Source organism: Herbiconiux daphne (genome assembly GCF_024979295.1).
GTDB classification, from domain to species: domain Bacteria; phylum Actinomycetota; class Actinomycetes; order Actinomycetales; family Microbacteriaceae; genus Herbiconiux; species Herbiconiux daphnes.
Genome location: NZ_JANLCJ010000002.1, coordinates 83,256 through 107,843, shown reverse-complemented (window position 1 = coordinate 107,843; position 24,588 = coordinate 83,256). Strand labels below are relative to the sequence as shown.

General features: G+C 70.9%; 22 protein-coding genes. 1 reads left to right on the top strand and 21 read right to left on the bottom strand.

Going from position 1 to position 24,588, the window contains the following annotated elements:
* Positions 1 to 16: 16 nt before the first annotated feature.
* From N1032_RS05990 to N1032_RS05920, 15 genes are all read right to left on the bottom strand, one after another.
* On the bottom strand, positions 17 to 1,474 hold the full coding sequence (locus N1032_RS05990) for a glutamate synthase subunit beta (protein WP_259538100.1): 1,458 nt from the start codon (positions 1,472 to 1,474) through the stop codon (positions 17 to 19).
* Entirely contained in the window at positions 1,467 to 6,062 is a 4,596-nt protein-coding gene (gene gltB, locus N1032_RS05985; RefSeq protein WP_407933009.1) for a glutamate synthase large subunit, read from the bottom strand. The genes N1032_RS05990 and gltB overlap by 8 nt, the downstream gene beginning before the upstream one ends.
* Positions 6,063 to 6,193: 131 nt before the next feature.
* Entirely contained in the window at positions 6,194 to 7,213 is a 1,020-nt protein-coding gene (gene lgt, locus N1032_RS05980) for a prolipoprotein diacylglyceryl transferase (RefSeq protein ID WP_259538099.1), read from the bottom strand.
* A 9-nt stretch (positions 7,214 to 7,222) separates the two neighbouring features.
* Positions 7,223 to 8,071 (bottom strand): tryptophan synthase subunit alpha, encoded by an 849-nt coding sequence (trpA, locus tag N1032_RS05975; RefSeq protein ID WP_259538098.1) that lies wholly within the window; start codon positions 8,069 to 8,071, stop codon positions 7,223 to 7,225.
* A complete protein-coding gene (gene trpB / locus N1032_RS05970; RefSeq protein ID WP_259538097.1) occupies positions 8,068 to 9,309 on the bottom strand; it encodes a tryptophan synthase subunit beta in 1,242 nt (413 codons plus the stop codon). The genes trpA and trpB overlap by 4 nt, the downstream gene beginning before the upstream one ends.
* Positions 9,306 to 10,079 (bottom strand): indole-3-glycerol phosphate synthase TrpC, encoded by a 774-nt coding sequence (gene trpC, locus N1032_RS05965; RefSeq protein WP_259538096.1) that lies wholly within the window; start codon positions 10,077 to 10,079, stop codon positions 9,306 to 9,308. Before trpC ends, trpB begins: the two co-directional genes overlap by 4 nt.
* A gap of 5 nt (positions 10,080 to 10,084) precedes the next feature.
* On the bottom strand, positions 10,085 to 10,315 hold the full coding sequence (locus tag N1032_RS05960) for a DUF6704 family protein (protein WP_259538095.1): 231 nt from the start codon (positions 10,313 to 10,315) through the stop codon (positions 10,085 to 10,087).
* Between the two features lie 123 nt (positions 10,316 to 10,438).
* Positions 10,439 to 11,212 (bottom strand): Trp biosynthesis-associated membrane protein, encoded by a 774-nt coding sequence (locus N1032_RS05955; RefSeq protein ID WP_259538094.1) that lies wholly within the window; start codon positions 11,210 to 11,212, stop codon positions 10,439 to 10,441.
* Positions 11,212 to 12,744, bottom strand: a complete 1,533-nt coding sequence (locus N1032_RS05950) for an anthranilate synthase component I (protein WP_259538093.1) — start codon at positions 12,742 to 12,744, stop codon at positions 11,212 to 11,214. Before N1032_RS05950 ends, N1032_RS05955 begins: the two co-directional genes overlap by 1 nt.
* A complete protein-coding gene (gene hisI, locus N1032_RS05945) occupies positions 12,741 to 13,154 on the bottom strand; it encodes a phosphoribosyl-AMP cyclohydrolase (RefSeq protein WP_259538091.1) in 414 nt (137 codons plus the stop codon). Before hisI ends, N1032_RS05950 begins: the two co-directional genes overlap by 4 nt.
* Complete coding sequence (hisF, locus tag N1032_RS05940) at positions 13,151 to 13,912, bottom strand: imidazole glycerol phosphate synthase subunit HisF (RefSeq protein ID WP_259538090.1); 762 nt, start codon at positions 13,910 to 13,912, stop codon at positions 13,151 to 13,153. The genes hisI and hisF overlap by 4 nt, the downstream gene beginning before the upstream one ends.
* Positions 13,912 to 14,751, bottom strand: coding sequence for an ATP phosphoribosyltransferase (hisG, locus tag N1032_RS05935; protein WP_259538088.1), 840 nt, complete (start codon positions 14,749 to 14,751; stop codon positions 13,912 to 13,914). The genes hisF and hisG overlap by 1 nt, the downstream gene beginning before the upstream one ends.
* Positions 14,752 to 14,797: 46 nt before the next feature.
* Positions 14,798 to 15,061, bottom strand: coding sequence for a phosphoribosyl-ATP diphosphatase (locus N1032_RS05930; protein WP_259538086.1), 264 nt, complete (start codon positions 15,059 to 15,061; stop codon positions 14,798 to 14,800).
* Positions 15,062 to 15,079: 18 nt separating this feature from the next.
* Positions 15,080 to 15,742 (bottom strand): ribulose-phosphate 3-epimerase, encoded by a 663-nt coding sequence (gene rpe, locus N1032_RS05925; RefSeq protein ID WP_259538084.1) that lies wholly within the window; start codon positions 15,740 to 15,742, stop codon positions 15,080 to 15,082.
* 42 nt (positions 15,743 to 15,784) lie between these two features.
* Entirely contained in the window at positions 15,785 to 16,408 is a 624-nt protein-coding gene (locus tag N1032_RS05920) for a GNAT family N-acetyltransferase (RefSeq protein WP_259538083.1), read from the bottom strand.
* Positions 16,409 to 16,523: 115 nt separating this feature from the next.
* Between N1032_RS05920 and N1032_RS05915 the strand changes: the two genes are divergently transcribed.
* Positions 16,524 to 16,928 carry a hypothetical protein gene (locus N1032_RS05915; protein ID WP_259538082.1) on the top strand — a complete coding sequence of 135 codons (405 nt, stop codon included), beginning with the start codon at positions 16,524 to 16,526 and terminating at the stop codon, positions 16,926 to 16,928.
* Between the two features lie 5 nt (positions 16,929 to 16,933).
* On the opposite strand, the gene N1032_RS05910 is transcribed toward N1032_RS05915, so the two are convergent.
* From N1032_RS05910 to rpoZ, 6 genes are read right to left on the bottom strand one after another with little or no spacing between them, the layout of a single operon-like run.
* Positions 16,934 to 18,526, bottom strand: a complete 1,593-nt coding sequence (locus N1032_RS05910) for an RsmB/NOP family class I SAM-dependent RNA methyltransferase (protein WP_259538081.1) — start codon at positions 18,524 to 18,526, stop codon at positions 16,934 to 16,936.
* Positions 18,523 to 19,437, bottom strand: coding sequence for a methionyl-tRNA formyltransferase (gene fmt, locus N1032_RS05905; protein WP_259538080.1), 915 nt, complete (start codon positions 19,435 to 19,437; stop codon positions 18,523 to 18,525). Before fmt ends, N1032_RS05910 begins: the two co-directional genes overlap by 4 nt.
* A complete protein-coding gene (locus N1032_RS05900; RefSeq protein ID WP_407933008.1) occupies positions 19,434 to 21,860 on the bottom strand; it encodes a primosomal protein N' family DNA-binding protein in 2,427 nt (808 codons plus the stop codon). Before N1032_RS05900 ends, fmt begins: the two co-directional genes overlap by 4 nt.
* Positions 21,861 to 21,868: 8 nt before the next feature.
* A complete protein-coding gene (gene metK, locus N1032_RS05895) occupies positions 21,869 to 23,077 on the bottom strand; it encodes a methionine adenosyltransferase (protein WP_259538079.1) in 1,209 nt (402 codons plus the stop codon).
* The gene (gene coaBC / locus N1032_RS05890) at positions 23,074 to 24,282 is read right to left on the bottom strand and encodes a bifunctional phosphopantothenoylcysteine decarboxylase/phosphopantothenate--cysteine ligase CoaBC (RefSeq protein WP_259538078.1); all 1,209 of its coding nucleotides are present in this window, start codon (positions 24,280 to 24,282) and stop codon (positions 23,074 to 23,076) included. Before coaBC ends, metK begins: the two co-directional genes overlap by 4 nt.
* Before the next feature lie 36 nt (positions 24,283 to 24,318).
* The gene (gene rpoZ / locus N1032_RS05885; protein WP_259508988.1) at positions 24,319 to 24,582 is read right to left on the bottom strand and encodes a DNA-directed RNA polymerase subunit omega; all 264 of its coding nucleotides are present in this window, start codon (positions 24,580 to 24,582) and stop codon (positions 24,319 to 24,321) included.
* Positions 24,583 to 24,588 lie beyond the last annotated feature (6 nt).

Here is a 24,588-nt window from a genome sequence, read left to right as displayed (position 1 = left end):
TCCGGGGTGGAGGCTATCAGATCGAGATTGCGCGGTCGGTGGGCTTCACGGGGAACGGAAGCTCCGTCGTGCCCTCGAGGTAGCGGTCGACGGCGGATGCCGCGGCACGCCCCTCGGCGATCGCCCACACGATGAGCGACTGCCCGCGACCGGCGTCGCCGGCGACGAACACGCCGGGAGTGGTGCTCTGGTAGTCGCCGTCGCGCTCCACGGTGCCGTGCTGGTCGAAGCGCGTGCCGAGCTGGGTGGTGATGCCGTCGCCCTCCGCGCCGGTGAAGCCGAGGGCGAGCAGCACCAGGTCGGCCGGGATCTCGCGCTCGGAGCCGGCTTTCGGAACCCGGCGGCCGTCGACGAACTCGGTCTCGGCGACACGGATGGCCCGCACCTCGCCCGAGTCGTTCGACAAGAACTCGACCGTCGAGGCGAGGTAGGTGCGCTCACCGCCCTCTTCGTGGGCGCTGGCGACCTCGAAGAGCGTGGGGAACATCGGCCAGGGCTGGGTCTCGGGGCGCTCCGACGGCGGCTGCTTGCCGATGGCGAGGTTCGTGACCGAGAGCGCACCCTGACGGTGGGCGGTTCCGATGCAGTCGGCGCCGGTGTCGCCACCGCCGAGCACCACGACGTGCTTGCCCTCGGCCGTGATCTGGCCGAGGACGTCGTCGCCGGCGCCCACCTTGTTCTGCTGCACGAGGTATTCCATGGCGAAGTGCACGCCGTCGAGGTCGCGACCGGGAATCGGCAGGTCGCGCGGAACGGTGGCTCCGGTGCAGACGATCACGGCGTCGTAGCGGGCGCGCAGGTCGTCCCACGAGATGTCGACACCGATCTCGATGCCGGCACGGAACCGGGTGCCCTCGGCCATCATCTGGGTGAGGCGACCCTCGAGGTGCTTCTTCTCCATCTTGAAGTCGGGGATGCCGTAGCGCAGCATCCCGCCGATGCGGTCGTCGCGCTCGTAGACGGCCACGGTGTGGCCGGCCCGGGTCAGCTGCTGGGCGGCCGCTAGGCCCGCGGGCCCGGAGCCCACGACGGCGACGGTCTTGCCGGTCAGCCGCTCGGGCGGGTGCGGCTGCACCCAGCCGTTCGCGAACGCCTGGTCGATGATCGAGACCTCGACCTGCTTGATCGTGACGGCGGGCTGGTTGATGCCGAGCACGCACGATGCCTCGCACGGCGCCGGGCACAGCCGGCCCGTGAACTCCGGGAAGTTGTTCGTGGCGTGCAGCCGCTCGATGGCCTGCCGGCCCTCGTCGCGCCAGGTGAGGTCGTTCCACTCGGGAATGAGGTTGCCGAGCGGGCAGCCGTGGTGGCAGAACGGGATGCCGCAGTCCATGCAGCGCCCGGCCTGACGCCGGATGGTTGCCGCATCGCCCTGCTCGTAGACCTCTTTCCAGTCCATGAGCCGCACGGATACCGGCCGGCGGGCCGGGAGCTCGCGCTCCTGCGTCTTCAGGAAGCCCTTGGGATCAGCCACCTGTCACCTCCAAAATGCGTCCCCAGACGACGTCGCCGTCGGGGTCGAGTCCTTCTTCGACCGCTTCCTGCCGGGTGGCGAGGACAGCGGCGTAGTCACGAGGCAGCACCTTCGTGAAGGCGGCGACCGTCGCATCGAAATCGGCGAGCATCCGGGACGCCAGCGGCGAACCGGTCTCGGATTCGTGACGCTGCAGCAGGTCCCGCACGATCTCGACGTCGGCGCCGCCGAGCGGCAGCAGCTGCAACTCGCCGGAGGCGAGCGAATCGGCGTTCACCCGCTCGGGGTGGAGGTCGTGGATGTAGGCGGTGCCGCCCGACATCCCCGCACCCAGGTTGCGGCCGGTGGAGCCGAGGATGAGCGCGAGCCCGCCGGTCATGTATTCGAGCGCGTGGTCGCCCACGCCCTCGACGACGGCGGTGGCGCCGGAGTTGCGCACCAGGAACCGCTCGCCCACGATGCCGCGCAGGAACATGCTGCCCTGGGTGGCGCCGTAGCCGATCACATTGCCCGCGATGACGTTGCGCTCGGCCGGGAAGACCGAGTTGCGGTCGGGACGCAGGATGATCTGACCACCCGAGAGCCCCTTGCCGACGTAGTCGTTCGAGTCGCCCTCGAGGCGCAGCGTGATGCCGTTGGGCAGGAACGCGCCGAGCGACTGGCCGGCGGAGCCCAAGAGCGTGATCTGGATCGTTCCCTCGGGCAGGCCCTGCTCGCCATGGCGCTTCGTGACCTCGTGGCCGAGCATGGTGCCCACGGCGCGCTCGGTGTTGCGGATCGGCAGCGTGATGGCCACCGGTTCGCCGTGGTCGAGCGCGGCGACGGCTTCGTGGATGAGGCGCACGTCGAAGTGCTTCTCGAGCTCGTGCTCCTGGGGCCGGCGGTTGGCGCGCGGCTCGTCGGCGTCGAAGTGCGGGCCCACCAGCACGGGGCTGAGGTCGAGGCCGTCGGTCTTCCAGTGCTCGATCGCCGCGTTCACGTCGAGCAGCTCGTTGTGGCCGATGGCCTCTTCGATGCTGCGGAAGCCGAGCTCGGCCAGGTATTCGCGCACCTCCTGGGCGAGGAACTGGAAGAAGTTCACCACGAACTCCGGCTTGCCCGAGAACCGGGCGCGCAGCTCGGGGTTCTGCGTCGCGACGCCCACCGGGCAGGTGTCGAGGTGGCAGACCCGCATCAGGATGCAGCCCTCCACCACGAGCGGCGCCGTGGCGAAACCGAACTCCTCGGCACCCAGCAGAGCGCCGACGATCACGTCGCGGCCGGTCTTCATCTGGCCGTCGACCTGCACCACCACGCGGTCGCGCATCCCGTTCAGCATCAGGGTCTGCTGGGTCTCGGCCAGGCCGATCTCCCATGGGGTGCCCGCGTGCTTGAGCGAGTTGAGCGGGCTGGCGCCCGTTCCGCCGTCATGGCCCGAGACGAGCACCACGTCGGCGAGGGCCTTCGTGACGCCGGCCGCGACCGCTCCGATGCCGTTCTGGCTCACGAGCTTGACGTGCACCCGGGCCTCGGGGTTGGCGCGCTTGAGGTCGAAGATGAGCTGCTTGAGGTCTTCGATCGAGTAGATGTCGTGGTGCGGCGGCGGCGAGATGAGGCCGACACCGGCGGTCGCGTGGCGGGTGCGCGCGATCCACGGGTAGACCTTCGTGGGCGGCAGCTGGCCGCCCTCGCCGGGCTTCGCGCCCTGCGCCATCTTGATCTGGATGTCGGTGGCGTGCGTGAGGTACATGCTCGTCACGCCGAACCGGCCCGAAGCGACCTGCTTGATCGAGCTGCGTCGCGCCGGGTCGAGCAGCCGGTCGACGTCTTCGCCGCCCTCTCCGGTGTTCGACTTGCCGCCGAGCTGGTTCATCGCGATCGCGAGCGTCTCGTGGGCCTCCCGCGAGATCGAGCCGTAGCTCATCGCGCCGGTGGAGAACCGCTTCACGATCGACTCGATCGGCTCGACCTCGTCGATCGGCACGGGCGGGCGCACACCGGTGCGCAGCTTGAACATGCCACGCAGCGTCATCAGGTTGGTCGCCTGGTCGTCGACGAGCTGGGTGTACTCCTTGAAGATGTCGTACCGCTTCGCGCGGGTGGAGTGCTGCAGCCGGAAGACGGTGTCGGGGTTGAACAGGTGCGGCGGGCCTTCGCGGCGCCACTGGTATTCCCCGCCGACCGCGAGCGGTTCGTGCGCCGTGACGGCGCCGTCGTCGGGGTAGGCGGCGGCGTGGCGCGACGCGCTCTCGGCCGCGATGACGTCGATGCCGATGCCGCCGAGCTTCGACGAGGTGCCGGTGAAGTACTCCTTCACGAACGCGGGGTCGAGACCGACGGCCTCGAACGTCTGGGCACCGGCATACGACGACACGGTCGAGATGCCCATCTTCGACATGATCTTGAGCACGCCTTTGCCGAGCGCCTTGATGACGTTCTTCACGGCCTTCTCAGGCGTGATACCCGAGATGACGCCCGAGCGCACCAGGTTCTCGCAGGTCTCCATGGCGAGGTAGGGGTTGACCGCGGAGGCGCCGTAGCCGATCAGCAACGCCACGTGGTGCACCTCGCGCACGTCGCCGGCCTCGACGATCATGCCGACCTTCATGCGGGTCTGCTTGCGGATGAGGTGGTGGTGCACGCCCGCGAGCATCAGCAGCGACGGAACCGGTGCCATCTCGCGGGTGGAGTCGCGGTCGGAGAGCACGATGAACTGCGCCCCGCGCTCGATGGCCTCGTCGGCCTCGGCGCACATCGCCGCGATGCGGTTCTGCATGGCCTTCGGGCCCTCGTCGACCCGGTAGAGCCCCTTGATCGTCGTGGTCAGGCGGCTGCCCGACGACGGGTCGATGTGCTGGATCTTGGCCAGCTCGTCGTTGTCGATCACCGGGAAGTCGAGGATGACCTGGCGGGTGTGCAGCGGCGTCGCCGCGAGCAGGTTGCGCTCGGGGCCGAGACCGAGGCGCAGGCTCGTGACGACCTCTTCGCGGATGGAGTCGAGCGGCGGGTTCGTCACCTGCGCGAACTGCTGCGTGAAGTAGTCGAACAACAGCCGCGGGCGGTCGGAGAGCACGGCGATGGGCGTGTCGGAGCCCATCGCGCCGAGCGGCTCGGCGGCGTTCTTCGCCATCGGGGTGAGCAGGATGCGCACCTCTTCCTCGGTGTAGCCGAAGGTGCGCTGGCGGCGGGTGACGGATGCCGGCGTGTGCACGATGTGCTCGCGTTCCGGCAGGTCGCGCAGGTTGATGCGGCCCTCGTCGAGCCACTGGGCGTAAGGCTCCGAGGCGGCGAGCTCGGCCTTGATCTCGTCGTCTTCGATCAGCCGGCCCGCGGCGGTGTCGACGAGGAACATCTTGCCGGGGCGTAGGCGCCCCTTGCGCACGATGCGCGACTGGTCGATGTCGGGGCTCACGCCGATCTCGCTCGCCAGGATGACGAGACCGTCGTCGGTGATGAGGTAGCGCCCCGGGCGCAGGCCGTTGCGGTCGAGGGTCGCACCCACGAGCGTGCCGTCGGTGAAGATGAGCGCGGCGGGGCCGTCCCACGGCTCCATGAGCATCGAGTGGTATTCGTAGAACGCGCGACGGGCCTCTTCGAAGTCGGTCTGGTTCTCCCACGCCTCGGGCACCATCATCATGATGGCGTGCGGCAGCGACCGGCCGGCCAGGGTCAGCAGCTCCACGACCTCGTCGAACGAGCCGGAGTCGCTGAGGCCCGGCGTGACGATCGGGAACAGCGGGCTGAGGTCGCCGAGCAGCTCCGACTCGAGCTGCGACTGCCGGGCGCGCATCCAGTTGCGGTTGCCCTGCACGGTGTTGATCTCGCCGTTGTGCGCCATCATGCGCAGCGGCTGCGCGAGCGGCCACGACGGGAAGGTGTTGGTGGAGTAGCGGGAGTGCACGAGCGCGAGCTTCGACGCGAACCGCTCGTCGGAGAGGTCGGGGTAGAACGGCTCGAGCTGCAGCGTCGTGACCATGCCCTTGTAGGTGATGGTGCGGCACGACAACGACATGAAGTACACCTGGTGCTCGAGCTCGGCGCGCTTGCGCAGCCGGAACGCCTGGCGGTCGAGCGGCAGGCCCGACAGCGTGGCGCCCGACTCCGTGGTGCGGGTCGACTGCACGAACAGCTGCCAGATCGCCGGCATCGCGTCGCGGGCGAGCCGGCCGAGCTCGGCCGGCCGCACCGGCACCTCGCGCCAGCCGAGGATGCGCAGGTCTTCCTGCTCGGCGAGGCCGGCGATGCGGTCGATGACGTCGTCACGCTCGGCCGCGTCGAGCGGCAGGAACGCATTGCCGACGGCGTAGCGGCCCACCGGGGGCAGCTCGACCGGGGCGACGGCGCGCAGGAACGCATCGGGAATCTGTGTCAGGATGCCGGCGCCGTCACCGGTGCCCGCGTCGGAGCCGATGGCGCCGCGGTGCTCGAGGTTGCGCAGGGCGCCCAGCGCCGTGTCGATGATGTCGTGACCGGCGGTGCCGCGCAGGGTCGCGACCATGGCGAGGCCGCAGGCGTCTTTCTCCATGCTCGGGTCGTACAGACCCTGGGCGTGGGGCATGCTGCTGAAGCTGAACGCCGGCGCGGTGCGCGATGCAGGCTGATCGGCCATAGAGAACCGTCCTCTACGTGGTTGAGGGAACTGGGACGCCGATGGCCCATTGATATCCGTGGTGTCCTCAGGGCCGATGTGGGGGCCCTGTGGTGGTCAGATGGCCCACGCTGGGTGCTGTTCAGCGCAGACTACGACTTCGCTCCGACTTCACTTTTGGCGCTCGGTTCGACTGCCTCGTTCTCGGAAGCCGTCAGAGCTTCCTCGCCCTCCAGCTCGTCGTCCGAATACGTGTCGGTCGATTCTACCTCAGCCGTCGGGGGAACCCATTCAGCACCGGGCCGGTACGGGCTCGGCTCGACGCCCGGGTGGCGGCGCGATTGCACGATGAACAGGATGATGCCGAGCAGGATGGCGGCCCACGCGGCCCAGACGTTGGTGCGCACGCCGAAGAAGATCTCGCTCGGATCGACGCGGATGGTCTCGAACCAGGTGCGGCCGATGCCGTACCAGATGAGGTAGAGCGCCCAGACCTTGCCCCACTGCAGGTGGAAGCGCTTCTCGAGCAGCAGCAGCACCGCCACGCCCGCGAGGTTCCAGATGATCTCGTAGAGGAAGGTGGGGTGGAAGAGCGTGCCGTCGGCGAGGCCGGTGGGGAACGCCGGGTTGTCGGAGGGCACCTCGAGCCCCCACGGCAGCGTGGTCGGCTGGCCGAACAGCTCGGTGTTGAAGTAGTTGCCGAGGCGGCCGGCGGCCTGTGCCACGAGCATGGCGGGGGCCAGGGCGTCGGCGAAGGTCCAGAAGCGGATGCCGCTCAGCCGGCAGCCGATCCACGCACCGATCGCGCCGCCGATGAGCGACCCGAACAGCGCGATGCCGCCCTCCCAGATGTAGAACACCCGCAGCAGGTCGGCCCCGTCGTAGAAGTAGTCGCCCGGGTGTGTGAGCACGTGGAAGACGCGCGCACCGACGAAGCCGAGCGGCACGGCCCAGATGATGATGTCGAGCACCACGCCGGGCTCGGCACCGCGCTTGGTGAGCCGGCGCGAGGTCATCCAGGTGGCCAGGATGATGCCCAAGATGATGCAGAGCGCGTAGAACCGGATGGGCAGGTTCCACTGACCGAAGAAGGTCAGCCCGATGCTCGAGAGCCACTGCGTCACGTCGAACGAGTTCACATCGGGGCTGGGGATGCTGAGGGGGACGAACATCCGGCTACCCTATCGCCCCGTGCCCACGGCGAGTTGCGCGGCGAGCCGGCCCACCGCGTCGACTCCCCCGTCGGCCAGCGCCTTGACCAGCGCCGAGCCCACGATCGCGCCGTCGGCGTAGCCCAGGATCTCGGCGATCTGGTCGGCGGTCGACACCCCGATGCCCACGGCCAGGCTGTCGGCGCCCTGGGCGCGCAGCCGGCCCACGAGCGTGCGGGCGGCGGCATCCAGGTCGCTTCGGGCGCCGGTGATGCCCATGGTCGACACCGTGTAGACGAAGCCGCGGCTGTGCTCGATCGCGAGCCGCAGGCGGGCGTCGGTCGAGGTCGGGGCGGCGAGGAAGACGCGGTCGAGGCCGGTGCGGTCGCTCGTGGCGAGCCAGTCGGCGCCCGAGTCGACGGTCAGGTCGGGCGTGATGAGCCCGGCGCCTCCCGCCGAGACGAGGTCGTCGGCGAAGCGGTCGACCCCGTACTGCAGCACGGGGTTCCAGTAGGTCATCAGCAGCACGGGGGCGTCGACCCGTGCCCGGATGCGTTCGACGGCGGTGAAGGCATCGGTCAGCCGGAAGCCCGATTGCAGCGCGGCGACGGTGGCCCGCTGGATGACCGGGCCGTCCATGACCGGGTCGGAGTAGGGCAGCCCGAGCTCGAGCACGTCGACGCCGTTCTCGACCAGGGCGACGGCGGCGTCGATGCTCTCGTCGAGCGAGGGGAAGCCCACGGGCAGGTAGCCCACCAGGGCGCCGGCGCGCTCGGTGTTCGCCCGCCGGATGGCGCCGGCGACGGGCGACGGATGCGCCGCCCCGACCGGGGAGGCCGAGGTCGAGGTCGAGGTCGAGGTCGAGGTCGCGTCGGTCATACGATCGCGTTCCCCTGCTCGTCGAGCACGTCGAAGTAGCGGCCGGCGGTCTCGACGTCTTTGTCGCCACGACCCGAGAGCGACACCAGGATGGTGGCGTCGGGGCCGAGTTCGCGACCGAGCTCGAGGGTGCCGGCCAGGGCGTGCGCCGACTCGATGGCCGGGATGATGCCCTCGGTGGTGCAGAGCAGGCGGAACGCGGCCATGGCGTCGGCATCGGTGACGGGACGGTAGTTCGCGCGGCCGATCGAGGCCAGCCAGGCGTGTTCGGGCCCCACACCCGGGTAGTCGAGACCGGCGGAGATGGAGTGCGAGTCGAGGGTCTGGCCGTCGGCGTCTTGCAGCATGTAGCTGCGCGAGCCGTGCAGCACGCCCGGGCGGCCCTTGGTGATGGTGGCGGCGTGCTCCAGGGTGTCGACGCCGAGGCCTGCGGCCTCGTAGCCGTAGAGACCCACGGAGGTGTCGTCGAGGAAGGCGTGGAAGATGCCGATGGCGTTCGAGCCTCCGCCGACACAGGCGGTGACGGCATCCGGAAGCGCGCCGGTCAGGTCGATGACCTGCTGCCGCGCCTCTTCGCCGATCACCTTGACGAAGTCGCGCACCATCACGGGGAACGGGTGCGGGCCGGCGACGGTGCCGAGCAGGTAATGCGTCGACTCGACGTTGGCCACCCAGTCGCGGAAGGCTTCGTTCAGGGCGTCTTTGAGCGTGCGCGTGCCGCTCGTGACGGGGATCACCTCGGCGCCGAGCAGCCGCATGCGGGCCACGTTCAGCGCCTGGCGCTCGGTGTCGACCTCGCCCATGTAGACCACGCACTCCATGCCGAACAGCGCCGCGGCGGTCGCGGTGGCGACGCCGTGCTGGCCGGCACCGGTCTCGGCGATCAGGCGGTGCTTGCCGATGCGTTTGGCGAGAAGGGCCTGGCCGAGCACGTTGTTGATCTTGTGCGACCCGGTGTGGTTGAGGTCTTCGCGCTTGAGGATGATGCGCGCGCCGCCGGCGTGCCGGCCGAACCGGGGCACCTCGGTGAGGATCGAGGGCCGGCCGGTGTAGGTGCGGCCGAGCTCGGCGAGCTCGCGGTGGAACTCGGGGTCGAGCTTGGCGAGCTGGTAGGCCTCGTCGAGTTCGTCGAGCGCCGCGATGAGCGATTCCGGCATGAACCGGCCGCCGAACTCGCCGAAGAACGGCCCGGACTCGGCGCGGAGCGATGCGGTCTGCGGGGGGATGATGTCGGTCATACGGAGAGGAACTCCTTCAGTGTCGTCACCGGGTCGTCGCCGGTGACGAGGGCTTCGCCGACCAGCACGACGTCGGCGCCGGCCGCGCGGTAGTGCGCGACGTCGTCGACGGACTGCACGGCCGACTCGGCCACTTTGATGGTGCCGGCCGGGATGCGGTCGGCCAGGCGCCCGAACAGGTCGGGATCGAGGTCGAACGTGCTGAGGTTGCGGGCGTTGACGCCGATCAGGGCGGCGCCGAGATCGACGGCGCGAGACACCTCGGCGGCGTCGTGGGTCTCGACCAGCGGCGTCATGCCGAGCGACACGATCAGGTCGTGCAGGTGCGACAGCGTCGGCTGGTCGAGGGCGGCGACGATGAGCAGCACCAGATCGGCGCCGGCGGCGCGAGCCTCGAACACCTGGTAGTCGGTGGCGATGAAGTCTTTGCGCAGCACCGGAACGTCGACCGCCGCCCGCACGGCCTCGAGGTCGGCGAGCGACCCCTTGAACTTGCGCGCCTCGGTGAGCACGCTGATGGCGCTCGCGCCACCCGCGGCGTAGCGGGCGGCCAGAGCGGCGGGGTCGGCGATCGCGGCGAGGTCGCCGCGCGACGGGCTGGCGCGCTTCACCTCGGCGATGATCTTGACCCGGTCGGCGGGCGCGAGGAACGACAGCGCATCGAGGGCGGCCGGCTGCAGGGCCGCCGCGGCCTCGACGTCGGCGAGACCGACGCTCAGCTGACGCTCCGCCGCATCCTCGAGCGCTCCGGCTACGAGATCGGCGAGCACCGGGGTCAGTGCTCCTTGTGCTGAACCCGCGAGCCCGAGGCGCCGTAGCCGGCCTTCGAGAGCACGAAGCCCAGGATGAAGCCCACGAGGGTGAGGCCGGCCGCGGCCCAGACCAGCCACGGGATGTCGAGGAAGAACGCGACCGTGCCGATCGCGATGCCGAGGAGGGACACGGCCACGGCGGTCCACGCAGCGGGAGAGTGGCCTTCGCCTAGTTCTTCAACGTCAGAGCTCATCGATGCTTCCTGTCTCACGGGTGGTCGTTCGCCTCAAGTCTACCGGGGTCTCGCCCCGACACTCGGTGCGCCTCAGGGACTCCGGTGCCTTCGAGACTCGGTGCCTCTCAACAGTCGGGCGCCTCAGCGGGTGGGGTCTTCGCCGTGGGTGAGGCTGTCCCAGTCGTCGACGGCCGCGTCACGGGCGCTGACGGCATCCGCGGGGCGGGCGGGCGCGGCGCCTTCACGCGCGGTCGCGTCGGGGACGGCGACGCCGGGAACGGCGCTGTCGGGCGCGCCGCCGTCGCCCACTGCCCCAGTGCCGGTGGCCTCGTCGAAGAAGTCGGCCGGGTCGGAGCTCTGCCGCCCGTCGGCGCCCTCGAAGGTGACGGCCTGGTATTTGCGGCCGGCCGCGGGCCAGCGCCGAACCGTGATCACGACGACGAGCCCCACGAGCACCATGCCGGCGCCCAGCACGACCGTGACCGCCGGCCACGGGCTCGTGGCGCCCACCGTGACGAGGTCGCGGATGGACTCCGTTCCGGCGACCCCGGTGCTGGTGGTGACGACGGATGCCCCGGTGCCCACCGGGTCGGTGAGCGCGCCGATGCCCGACCACAGCACGCTCGCGCCCAGCAGCACCTCGAGGGCGCCCAGCACGGTGCGGATGACGGGCCCGGCGATGGCCAGGGCGCCCGCCAGCGCGATGCCGGCGAGGCCGAGGGCCGACAGCGCCGGCGCGGCGACGGATCCGGGCACGTCGAGCGTGGCCTCGGTGGTGGTGCCGCCGACGATGGTGAGGCTGCCCCACGACTGCGACCAGGCGAGGAAGGTGAGGGCGCTGAGCAGCAGCACGGCGACGATGACGGCGAACTTCACCCGGCGTCCCGACGTGCGTGCGGCGGCCGCCTCGCTCATCAGCGCACTCTCGTCATGGCGTTCGCCACGGCCACCGCGCGCAGCGGCGCCGCGGCCTTGTTCTGCGACTCCTGGAACTCGCTCGCCGGGTCGGAGTCGGCGACCAGGCCGCCGCCCGCCTGCACGTGGGCGACGCCGTCGCGGATCGTGGCGGTGCGGATGGCGATGGCCAGGTCGGCGTCGCCGCCGAACGCGAAGTAGCCCACCACGCCGCCGTAGAGCCCGCGCCGCGTCGGTTCGAGCTCGTCGATGATCTCGAGCGCTCGCGGCTTGGGCGCGCCGGAGAGCGTGCCGGCCGGGAAGGTCGCCCGGAACACGTCGATCGCGTCGACGCCGTCGCGCAGCCGGCCCTCGACCGACGACACGATGTGCATGATGTGGCTGAACCGCTCGACCCGCATGAACTCCGTGACCTCGACCGACGACGCCTCGCAGACCTTGAGCAGGTCGTTGCGGGCGAGATCGACGAGCATCAGGTGCTCGGCCTTCTCCTTCTGGTCGCCCAGCAGCTCCTGCTCGAGGTCGATGTCATCCTGAGGGGTCGCACCGCGGGGCTTCGAGCCGGCGATCGGATGCGTGTGCGCCCGGCCGCGCTGCACCTTCACCAGCGCCTCAGGGCTCGACCCGACGATCTGGTAGGGCACGCCGTCGGTGTCGACGAGCGTCAGCAGGTACATGTACGGGCTCGGGTTGAGGGTGCGCAGCACCCGGTAGACGTCGAGCGGATGCGCCGGGCAGTCGAGGTCGAAACGCTGCGAGATGACGACCTGGAAGATGTCGCCCTCGCGGATGTGCTCCTTCGCCACCTCGATGGCGGCCAGGAAGTCGTCGCGCTCGGTGCGGTGCTCGGGTGTCGCGGGAACACCGAAGTCGATGGTGGCGAGCCAGGCCTCCGACGGTGCCGCGAGGGCCCGCTGGAGGTCGTCGAGACGCGCCTGCGCCGAGGCCCAGAGCGTGGCGGCATCCGTCTCGTCGTCGGTCAGCACGTTCACGAGCAGCTGCAGGGTGCCTTGGCTGTGGTCGACCACGACGATCTCGGAGACGAACGACAGGCCCTGACTGGGCATCGGGTAGTCGGCCGCCGGCCGGTGGGGCAGGCGCTCGAGCTGTCGCACGGTCTCCCAGCCGATGAAGCCGACGAGTCCGCCGGTGAGCGGCGGATGCGACGGCACGGCCGGGGTCTTCCAGTGGTCGTAGAGCGCGCTCACAGCGTCGAGCGGGCCCTCGGGCAGCCCGCCCGGGAAGGTGCGCTCGACCGGCAGCCCGAGATCGAGCCAGACGGCCCGGTCGTCGCGCTCGGTGAGGATGCCGAAGCTCGAGACGCCGATGAACGAGAAGCGCGACCAGATGCCGCCCTGTTCGGCCGATTCGAGCAGAAACGTGCCCGGCCGGCCGTCGGCGAGCTTGCGGTAGATGCCGACAGGGGTCTCGCCGTCGGCGTAGAGCTCACGGATGACCGGGATCACCCGGTGGCTCGCGTGCAGCTCGTCGAACTCGGCGCGCGTGGTCGAATCCTGCGACGTGGAGGTCATCGCGGGCCCACGACGGGGTTCAGCGGGTCGACGTCGAAGCAGCGGCGGGCGCCGGTGTGGCAGGCCACGCCGATCTGGTCGACCTCGACGAGCAGGGTGTCGGCGTCGCAGTCGAGCGCAGCGCCCTTGACGAACTGCGCGTGACCCGAGGTGTCGCCCTTGCGCCAGAACTCCTGCCGCGATCGCGACCAGAAGGTGACCCGGCCCTCGGTGAGCGTGCGACGCAGCGCCTCGGCGTTCATGTAGCCGAGCATGAGCACCTCTTTGCTGTCCCACTGCTGGATGATCGCGGGCACGAGGCCCTTGTCGTCGAAGCGCACGCGCTCGAGGATCGCGGCGGTGTCGGTGACGGTGCTGTCGGCGGTGGTGCGGTCGGCGGTGGTGCTCTCGACGGTGGTGTCTTCGCTCATCGAACGATCACCCCTTCTCTCTTCAGTTCGTCTTTCACGTCGCCCACCGTCATCTCGCGCAGGTGGAAGACGGATGCCGCGAGCACCGCGTCGGCTCCCGCGGCGATCGCCTGGCCGAAGTGCTCGACCTTTCCGGCACCACCCGAGGCGATCACCGGCACGGTGCTGATCTCGCGCATCAGCCCGACCAGCTCGAGATCGAACCCGTCTTTGGTGCCGTCGGCGTCGATCGAGTTGACCAGCAGCTCGCCGGCGCCGCGCTGCACGGCCTCGGCCGCCCAGTCGAGGGCGTCGAGGTCGGTCTCGCGCCGGCCGCCGTGCGTGGTGACCACGAAGCCCGACGCCGCGCGGTCGGAGCGCTTCACGTCGAGCGAGAGCACGAGCACCTGCGCGCCGAACCGGTCGGCGATCTCGTCAAGCAGGGCCGGGCGCGCGATGGCGGCGCTGTTCACGCCCACCTTGTCGGCGCCGGAGGCGAGCAGCCGGGCGACGTCGTCGGTCGATCGCACTCCCCCGCCGACGGTGAGCGGGATGAACACCTGCTCGGCGGTCTGCCGCACCACGTCGTACATCGTGGCGCGGGCATCCACCGTGGCGGTCACGTCGAGGAAGGTGAGCTCATCGGCGCCCTGGGCGGAGTAGAGCGCGGCGAGTTCGACCGGGTCGCCGGCATCCCGAAGGTTCTCGAAGTTGACCCCCTTCACGACGCGGCCCGCGGCCACGTCGAGACATGGGATCACCCGCACCGCGAGCGACATCAGATTCTCGCCGCGTGGATCGGGCTGACCAGGATGGCGCGGGCGCCGACGGAGTAGAGCGAGTCCATCACCTGGTTGGTGTCGAGCCGGGGCACCATCGATCGCACCGCGACCCACTCGGGGTCGTGCAGGGGCGAGATGGTGGGCGACTCGATGCCGGGCGTGAGCGCGCAGGCCTCGTCGAGGTGGGTGATCGGCACGTCGTAGTCCATCAGCACGTACTGGCGGGCCACCAGAACACCCTGCAGGCGGCGAAGCAGCACTGAGGCGCCGGGGTGCTCGGTGCCGGAGCTGATCAGCACGGCGGTGGATTCGAGGATGACGGGGCCGAAGATCTCGAGACCGGCGGTGCGCAGGGTGGAGCCGGTCGAGACCACGTCGGCGACGGCATCCGCCACCCCGAGCCGCACAGCGGATTCGACGGCGCCGTCGAGCCGGATCAACGTGGCGCTGATGCCGTGACCGGCGAGGAACGCGCCGACGAGGCCCGGGTAGCTCGTGGCGACCCGGGCGCCCTGCAGGTCGGGCAGCTCGATGGCCGTGCCGACCGGGCGGGCGAACCGGAACGTCGACTCGCCGAAGTCGAGAGCAGCCGTCTCGGTGGCCGTCGACTCGGAGTCGAGCAGCAGGTCGCGCCCTGTGATGCCCACGTCGAGCGCGCCGGAGCCGACGTAGGTCGCGATGTCGCGGGGGCGGAGGTAGAAGAACTCGACGTCGTTGCGCGGGTCGAGCACGACGAGCTCGCGCGGGTCTCGGCGGCCGACGTAGCCGGCCTCGGCGAGCATCTGGGCGGCGGTTTCAGACAGTGAACCCTTGTTGGGCACCGCGATCTTGAGCATGGGGGGTCTTTCGGTGGGAGTGACGTTCTGACGCGGGGCTTTCTTGCTACAGATGTCGGTAGACGTCGGCCGGGGTCAGGCCTTTCGCGAGCATCATCACCTGCAGGTGGTAGAGCAGCTGCGAGATCTCTTCTGCGGCGTTCTCGTCGGACTCGTACTCGGCCGCCATCCAGACCTCGGCGGCCTCCTCGACGATCTTCTTGCCGATGGTGTGCACGCCGGCGTCGAGCTCGCGAACGGTGCCCGAGCCCTCGGGGCGTTCGGCCGCCTTGGCGGAGAGCTCGAGGAACAGCTCATCGAAAGTCTTCACGGGTCAAGGCTACCGGTGTCAGTGGCTGTGCCGGGCCGCGAGGGCGCGCAGGTGGTCGACCTGCGCGGCGGCGCTCTCGGCTCCGAACACGCTCGATCCGGCGACGAACGTGTTCGCCCCGGCCTCCGCGGCCACGGCGATGGTGTCGTCGTTGATGCCGCCGTCGACCTGCATCCAGATGTCGAGACCGGATGCCTTCACCGCGTCGGCGAGGCGGGTCAGCTTGGGCATCGTGCCCGGCATGAACGACTGACCGCCGAAACCGGGCTCGACGGTCATGACCAGCACCATGTCGAACTCGGGCAACAGTTCGAGGTAGGGCTCGACCTCGGTGCCGGGCTTCAGCGCCAGACCGGCACGGGCGCCGCGCTCGCGGAGGCTCCGCGCCACCTTCACCGGTTCGAGCGTGGCTTCGGCGTGGAAGGTGACGGAGTAGGCGCCGATCTCGGCGTAGGCCGGAGCCCAGCGCTCGGGGTCGTCGATCATGAGGTGCACGTCGAGCGGGATGGGCGACACCTGCTGCAGGCGCTCCACGACGGGGAGGCCGAGGGTGAGGTTGGGCACGAAGTGGTAGTCCATGACGTCGACGTGCGCGAGGTCGGCGTTGGCGATGCGGCCGAGCTCGGCCTCGAGGTTGGCGAAGTCGGAGGCCAGGATGCTGGGGTTGATGCGGAGTGCCACGGGTCGACTTTACCGTTCTGCCGGACTAGCGGGCTGGGCCGTCTACCGTTGCCGGCCGTCCACCGCGTGCCCGGTTCCGGCGGCGCCCTCGCCGCGGTTCCCGCCGTCACGCGCGTCGTCGCCGGCGACGAAGCCGTAGACGGCGAGGTCGAGGCGCCGCGCCCCGACCGGCAGCGCCGAGCGCAGCACGCCCTCGAGGGTGAAGCCCAGACGCTCGGCGACGCGGCGGCTGCGGGTGTTCGCGGTGGCCGCCCGGATCTCGACCCGGGCGAGCCCCGCCTCGAGACTCCGGTCGCGCAGGGCGGCGCAGGCGCGGGTCACGATGCCCCGGCCCTCGTGGTCGCCGTCGATCCAGTAGCCGAGCTCGCCCGTGCCCAGCAGCGGGTCGATGCGCATCGACACGCTGCCGATCGGTTCGTCGCCGAGGAACACCAGGGTCGGGATGTTGCGGCCCTGGGCGTATTGCGAGAGCACGAGCTCGGTGAACGACCGGGCGCTCGCGAGAGTCTGGTCGGCCTGCGCCCAGGGCTCCCATTCGCGCAGCCGCTGAAGGTTGCGCCGGGTGAGCTCGAGGCCGGCCTCGATGGTCTCGCGCGACCGCAGTTCGAGCCGCAGGCCGTCGCCGAGCTGCAGTGGGAGCGACATCCGGGTGCGCAGTGGTGCCATGAGACCGACCCTACTTCGACCCGGCCTGTCCTCCCCGGCGGGCCGGGTCGGGCTTTTTCTCCACAGATCGTCGCTCGTGCGCCATCGGGCGGGCCGTGGTCGCGAAGATCGGCGCATGACATTCTCCTCACCGCCCTCAGCCGACGACGTCGGAGTGATGAGCACCGACCGCGACCTCGCAGGCCTGGTGCGATCGCTCGTCGGGCCCGCGATCCGGCCCCAGGTGTGGCTGCTCTACCTCGACGAGACCGATCGGCCGCTGCCGCTCGTGATGCCGTTCGACCTCGATCTCGATTGTGCCGAGCCCACCGAGATCGAGGCGCTGGCGATCCTGGCCCATGAGGTGGCCGGCCACATCGACGCCACCCAGGTCGTGGTGGTCTGGGAGCGCGAGGGGCGCCCACGGCCCACGGCGGCCGAACGCGCGGTCGCCGACGCGGTGACATCGTGTTTTCCTCGAGGCCGCACGCGACTGCGGGGGCAGTTCCTCAGCCACTCCGACGGCGTCGTGCGGCTGTGACCGCGCTACTCGGCCGGAGCGGGTGCCGGCGCGCTCTTGCGGAACAGGGCGATGAACATGGCGTCGGTGTTGTTGCGGTGCGGCCAGAGCTGAGCGGCGGCATCCGGAGCGCCCAACGCGATCGCGCCCCCGCTGATATCGGTCAGCACGGCCTGGGTGTCGAGCTGCTCGAGGGCATCGCCCCAGCGGCGGAGCACGCCCTGCACCTGACCGCGCGTCTCGCCCACGTGCGGCGAGCAGGTCACGTAGGCCAGCACGCCGCCGGGCTTCAGCGCGCGCACGGCCGAGTCGATCAGGCGCTGCTGCAGATCGACCAGGTCGGCCACGTCGCTCGGAGACTTGCGCCACCGGGCCTCGGGGCGGCGGCGCAGGGCGCCGAGGCCGGTGCACGGGGCGTCGACCAGAATGCGGTCGAACGACTCGGGCTCGTCGTCGCCGATGGAGGTGCCGTCGCGCTCCCACACCACGGGCGGGTCGGGAATGGCGGCCACCGCGCGGCGCACGAGGCCGGCACGGGCGGCGATGGGCTCGTTCGCCACGACCTCGGCGCCGCCGAGCCGCGCTTCGGCGGCGAGCACGGCGGTCTTGCCCCCGGGCCCGGCGCAGAGGTCGAGCCAGCGCTCGCCGGCGACGATCGGGCGCGCCCGGGTGAGGGCGAGGGCGGCGAGTTGCGAGCCTTCGTCTTGCACGCGGGCCCGGCCCTCGTGCACGGCGGCGATAGACGACGGGTCACCGGTGGGGGCGAGCAGGCCGATCGGCGACAGCGGCGACGGTTCGGTGCCCTCGCCGACCTCGTCGCGGTCGATCAGGCCGGGCAGAGCGGTGAGGCTGAGGCGGGCCGGCGTGTTGTCGGCGTCGAGCAGTTCGTCGAGCTGAAAAGCCGCGTCGTCGGCCGGCACCCCGTCGGCGGCGAGGGCCCGGCGGAACGCCCGGATCACCCAGGCGGGGTGGGATGCCGCGATCGCGAGTTGCTCGTCGACGCCCTCGGCCGACTCGATCGCCCGTGTCGCCCACTCCGCCGCGGGGGTGCGGGTGATGGCCCGCAACACTCCGTTGACGAACCCGGTCGACGAGCGGGACGCCACCTGACGGGCGAGCTCGACCGACTCGTTGACCGCCGCGTGCTGGGCGACGCGCATCGAGAGAATCTGGTGGCAGCCGAGTTCGAGCACGTCGCGCACCACCCCGTCGAGCTCGGCGATCGGGCGGCCCGACGCGATCTCGATCACCCGGTCGTAGTAGCCGCGCATCCGCAGCGTGCCGTAGGTGAGTTCGGTGGCGAGGCCGGCGTCGGCCGAGTCGAGGCGGGCGGCCGCGATCTTCGAGGGCAGCAGCAGGTTGGCGTAGGCGTCGTCGGCGCGCACGGCCGTGATCACCTCGAGCGCGATGCGCCGGGCGGGCTGAACGTGTCCGGCCGCCTCGCCCGAGCGAGCGGTGCTGCTCTCCGAGCCTCTCCCCCGGCCGGAGCGGTCGGCGGCATGGGCGCCGGTCGAGCCGCCGCCGGCGCGCGACGAACCCTGCCCGCGCCGGCCGCTCCGGCCCTGCGGTTCGCCCTGGCTTCGCCGGCCTCGTTCGCCCCTGTTGCGGTCGTCGCTCATTCGGCGATCATCCTCTCTGCTCCCAAGCCTCGCCACCAGTCGGCAGCACGCATGGCCTTCTTGCCGGCAGGATGCACCGTGAGCAACTCGAGGGCCGCGCCGGCGGTGCCCACGTAGACGTGGCCGTCGCGGGCGACCACGACCCCCGGCTCCAAGCCGGCGTGGTCGCGCGCCGGTGCGGCGTCGACGATCTTCACGCGCGTGCCGTCGATCTCGGTGAACGCTCCGGGCTCGGGGGTGACTCCGCGCAGGCGTCGGTAGACGGTGTCGAGGTCGGCGGTGAAGTCGAGCCGGGCGTCGTCGATGGTCAGTTTGGGAGCGAGCGTCACCTCGCCGTGCTGCTCCCCGGCGTGCAGACGGCCGTCGGCGATGCCGTCGACGGTGTCGGCGAGAAGGTCGGCGCCCGAGACCGAGAGCCGCGCGAGCAGGTTGCCCGCCGTCTCGTGGGGCGCGACCGGGGTCGACGCCGATCGCCAGATCGGGCCGTCGTCGAGGCCGGGCTGCAGCTGGAACACCGTGGCGCCCGACTCGGAGTCGCCGGCGATGATGGTCCACTGCACCGGCGCGGCACCGCGCCAGCGGGGAAGCAGCGAGAAGTGCAGGTTGATCCAGCCCTGCCTCGGCGTGCTGAGGAGGGGTTCGCGCACGAGCCCGCCGTAGGCCACGATCACACCGAGGTCGGCGTCGAGGGCGGCGACCTTCTCGGTGACATCTGCGTCGAGCCGATTGGCCTTGATGGTCGCAAGTCCCAGGCGGTCGGCGGCATCCGCGACCGGTGAGGGGGTGAGCACGCGTTTACGGCCGAGCGGGGCGTCGACCCGGGTGATGACGGCGGCGATGTCGTGACGGCGGGCGAGCGCTTCCAGGCTCGGAACAGCGACCGCCGGGGTGCCCGCGAACACGAGTCTCATTCCATGATCTCCGAATCGTCGAGCCGCACCCGCAGGGTGGGCGGTGGCCGGTAAGCCGCACCTCGGCCGGCCTTGGCGCGCCGGCTGGTCGCGTTCTTCACGACCAGCGCACGCAGGTGGCGGGCGACGGCCGTGCCGATCGAGTAGTCGAACCGCACGATCACGCGCACACTGCCGTCGTCAGTGGGCACGGGGCCCAGTGTGTCCATCTTCGCCCATTCGGCGTCGGTCAGAAGACCGTGCAGGTCGTTCATCGCCGTCTCGACGGTGTCGGCGGCGCCCGTCACGGTGGCGATCCGCACCGCGGGCGGAAACCGCAGCCGCCGCCGGTCGACCAGCTCGGCGCCGGCCACGCTCTCCTGCTGCCACGTAACCAGGCTCTTCGCCAGCTCTCCGCCGACGCCCACCAGCACGTTCGTGGCGCGCGGTGCCGAGAGCGCGATGGCGTTCGACCACCAGCGCAGGCAGTCCTCGGCGACGCGCAGCGACTCGCGCGCGAGCATCCGCGGGCCGTCGAGCAGCAGCACGGCCCGGTAGCCGCCGGTCGCGATGGGCTCCGCCCCGCGGGTGGCCACCACGAGGGCGGGCCGGGCGTCGACGGTCAGCACGGGCCGCTCGCCGTCGGAGACGATGACACGGGTGCCCGGGAAAGCGCGGCCGAGCTCGTCGGCGGTGCGTCCGGCGCCGATCGACGCGAAGCGGAACGTGGTGCCCTGGCAGGTGGCGCACGACCAGTTCGCGGCGATGGCACCGCAGAGGCTGCACGACGGGCGCGCCCCGGCTCGGGCGACCTTGAGCGGCCCTCCGCAGACCGTGCACGCGGCGGGCGTTGCGCAGTTGGTGCAGGCGAGCACCGGCGCATAGCCCGGGCGTGCCACCTGCACCAGCACCGGGCCGGTCTCGAGGGCGGCGCGGGCGACCGCCCACGCCGACGAGGGGATGCGGGCCGAGTTCTGCGGGGCGTCGGCGTCGTCCTGCTCGGCGGTGGGCACCACGCGAGGCAGGTAGCGCGGAGTGGGGAACACCGGATGCAGGAACGCGAGTTCGACGAGCCGTTCCACCTCGGTGCTGCGGGAGTGCGACACGAAGCTCAGCCGGCACCCCGACTGCTCCTGGCGCACGAGCGCGGCATCGCGCACATGCACGTAGGGCGCCAGGGGCTCGGTCTGCAGGGAGTCGCCCTCGTCCCAGACCACGATCAGGCCGAGGTTCGACACCGGGGCGTAGACGCTCGACCGGTTGCCCACCACGATGTGCGGCTCGCCGTCGAGGGCGGTGAGGAAGTTGGCGTAGCGGTCGGTGCGCGCCTGCCGGGCATCGAGCGGCACCACGGCGTCGGCGACCCCGGCGTGGGCGAGTGCCTGTTCCAGCGAGGTCTGATCGCGGTAGTCGGGCACCGCCACGATGACGGACTCACCACCCCGGAAGACCGCCGCGGCGAACTCCGCCACCGTCAGCGCCCAGTGGCCGACGGTGTGCTCGGCGCCCTCGGCGTCGCGCACCGCCACGACAGTGGCGACGGCGTCGATCGCGCTGCGCGACCCGGGCTCCATGAGGTGCCCGGCGTCGCCCGCGGAGTACGCAGTCAGTCGCAACGTCCCGGTGTCGGCCGCTGCGCTCACCGCAGCACCGCCGCCCGCGCTGTCTCGCGCGCTATCGTCCGCGCTTTGGCGCGCGTCCGCCCTGTCGCGCGGGTCCGACCCGTCTCGCGCGCCCCCGTCCGCCCCGTCTCGCGCGCCATCGTCCACGCTGTCGCGCGCGCCATCGTCCGCCCCGTCTCGCGCGCCCCCGTCTGCCACGTCGTCCGTGCCGTCGCGTTTCGCCCCGTCCCGCGCGTCCCCGTCCGCGCCTTCGCCCTCGGCCCCTGCCCCGCCCTTGGCAGCGTCCTCGGCGGCAACCTCGGACCCCGAGACGGGCGCCACGCCGGCGCGTCGCGCCAGGAAAGCCTTCTCGACGCGCACGAACCGCGGCGGCACGGCGAGCCGCACGATGTCGCACGCGCTGCCGGCCGCACGGTCGGCGAGCCGTCGCGCGAGTGCCCACACCTCGGGCGTGAGCACCGGCAGGGGCGACACGATCTCGTCGATCTCGCTCAGCGACCCCTGGTAGTCGGCGTGCGCGACCACCTCGATGATGTATCCCCGCGCGGTCCGTCCGGCCGAGCGCAGCGGAACCTTCACGCGCACACCGGGCCGCGCGGCTGCCACGAGCGCCGGCGGCACCCGGTAGTCGAACAGCCGATCCAGCTGCGGCAGTGGCGACTCGAGCATCACCCGCGCCACGACCGCCACGACCGCCTCCACGGGCGCGCCGGCCTCGACCACCTCGACCACCTCGACGGGCGCGACGGCAACCGCCGCCGCCCCGTCACCCGCCCGCTCCTGGGCGGCCTCTCCCCCGTCGGCCGCGACCTCGCCCGGCACGACGCGGCCTACAGGCCTGCGGCGGCCCGGATCTCGTCGACCCGGTCGAGGCGCTCCCACGTGAACTCGGGCAGTTCGCGCCCGAAGTGGCCGTAGGTCGCCGTGCGCGCATAGATCGGGCGCAGCAGGTCGAGTTCTTCGATGATGGCCGCCGGGCGCAGATCGAAGACGCTGCGCAGAGCATCGGTGATCACCTCGTCGCTCACCACGCCGGTGCCGAAGGTCTCCACGTAGAAGCCCACGGGCGCGGCCTTGCCGATCGCGTACGCGATCTGCACCTCGAGGCGCTCGGCGAGACCCGCGGCGACCGCGTTCTTCGCCACCCAGCGCATGGCGTAGGCGGCCGAGCGGTCGACCTTCGACGGGTCTTTGCCGCTGAACGCGCCGCCGCCGTGGCGCGCTGCGCCGCCGTAGGTGTCGACGATGATCTTGCGGCCGGTCAGCCCGGCATCGCCCTGGGGGCCGCCGATCTCGAACCGGCCGGTCGGGTTGATGAGCGTGCGCACGGCCGAGTAGTCGAGCGAGACCCCGGATGCCTCCGCTCCCTCGAGCACCGGACGGATGACGACCTCCTCCACCTCGTGCCGCAGCTCGTCGAGGTCGATGAAGGGAGCGTGCTGGGTCGAGAGCACCACGGTGTCGACCGTGCGCGGCACGACGCCGTCGTAACCGATGGTGACCTGCGTCTTGCCGTCGGGCCGCAGGTAGTCGAGCAGCCCCTCTTTGCGCACGGTGGCCAGGCGCTCCGACAGCCGGTGGGCCAGCCAGATCGGCAGCGGCATCAGCTGGGGCGTCTCGGTCGTGGCGTAGCCGAACATGATGCCCTGGTCTCCGGCACCCTGCCGGTCGACCTCGTCGGTCGACGAGCCCTCGCGGGTCTCGAACGCGTTGTCGACGCCCTGCGCGATGTCGGGCGACTGGCCGCCGATCGACACCGAGACGCCGCACGAGCGGCCGTCGAACCAGACGTCCGACGACGTGTAGCCGATCGACGTGATCTTCTCACGCACGATGGCGGGGATCTCGACGTAACCCGCCGTCGTCACCTCACCCGCGACGTGCACGAGCCCGGTGGTGACCAAGGTCTCGACGGCGACCCGGGAATGCGGATCCACGGTGAGGAGGGCGTCGAGGATGCTGTCCGAGATCTGGTCGCAGATCTTGTCGGGGTGACCCTCGGTGACGGACTCGGACGTGAAAAGACGAAGAGAGGTCATTCTGCTCCTGATAGGGCGGCGGCGAACACTCCGAGGATGTCATCAGCCACCGACGACTTGCTGCCGGATGCCTCGAAAACTATATCGCCGGAAGAGTCGAGCACCGTGACCGAATTGTCGTCGGTCACGAATCCGGTCGACCAGCCGACGTTGTTGACCACGAGGTAGTCGCAGCCCTTGCGCGCGATCTTGGCGCGGCCGAGCTCGAGCAGCGCGTCGCGGTCGACGGCCGTCTCGGCGGCGAACCCCACGATGAGGCGATCGCCGCGCGGCTCCGCCGAGATGGTGGCGAGCACATCCGGGTTCTGCACCAGCTCGAGCGTCAGCGTCTCGCCCGTGTTCGCCTTCTTGATCTTGTCGTCGGAGACGTGCACGGGCCGGTAGTCGGCCACGGCCGCCGCCATCACGACGAGGTCGTTCGCGGGCGCCGCCGACGCGGTCGCCTCGAGCAGCTCGGCGGTGGTCTCGACCCGCACGACCTCGACGCCCTCGGGAACCGGCACCTCGATGTGGGCGACGATCAAGGTCACCCGCGCACCGCGACGGCGGGCGGCCTCGGCGATGGCGATGCCCTGGCGCCCGCTGGAGCGGTTGCCGATGTAGCGCACCGGGTCGAGCGGCTCGCGGGTGCCGCCGGCGGTGACGAGCACCGACCGGCCCTCGAGATCGCGGATGCCGGCCGACGCCACCACGGCGAGGGCTCCGGCCACGATGTCGTCGGGTTCGGCCATCCGGCCGGGGCCGGCGTCTTTGCCCGTGAGCTGTCCGCTGACGGGCCCGACGAGGTGGATGCCGCGGGCACGGAGCGTCGCGATGTTGGCCACGGTCGCGGGGTTCTGCCACATCTCGGTGTGCATCGCCGGCGCGATCACCACCGGTGCCCGGCTCGCGAGCACCGTGTTGCCCAGCAGGTCGTCGGCGAGGCCGGCCGCAAGCTTCGCGATGGTGTTCGCCGTCGCCGGCGCGATCACGATCAGATCGGCGGCCTGGCCGATGGCCACGTGCCGCACCTCGGCCACCGCCTCGTAGAGGTCGGTGTTCACCGTGTTGCGCGAGAGCGCCTCGAGCGTCGGCCGCCCGACGAACCGCAGAGCCGCCTCGGTCGCCACGACGTGCACGTCGTGACCCTGCAGAACGAAACCACGGATGACGTTCACCGCCTTGTAGGCCGCGATGCCACCCGTGATTCCGACGACGATGTTCAATTGGATGCTGCTCCGGTGCTGATGGGCCGGAGGCCTCTACTCGATGGGAGCCGCAGGCTTGACGACGAGCTTGTCTTCGTTGATCTCGTGCATGGCCACCGAGAGCGGCTTGTCGTCGATGGTCGAGTCGACCAGAGGGCCGACGTTGTCGAACAGGCTGCCCTCATGCAGGTCAGCGTAGTAGTCGTTGATCTGGCGCGCGCGCTTCGAGGCGAAGATGACGAGGGCGTACTTCGAGTCGACCTTCGAGAGAAGCTCGTCGATGGGCGGGTCGATGATGCCGAGTTTGTTGGTGGCCATTGTGTG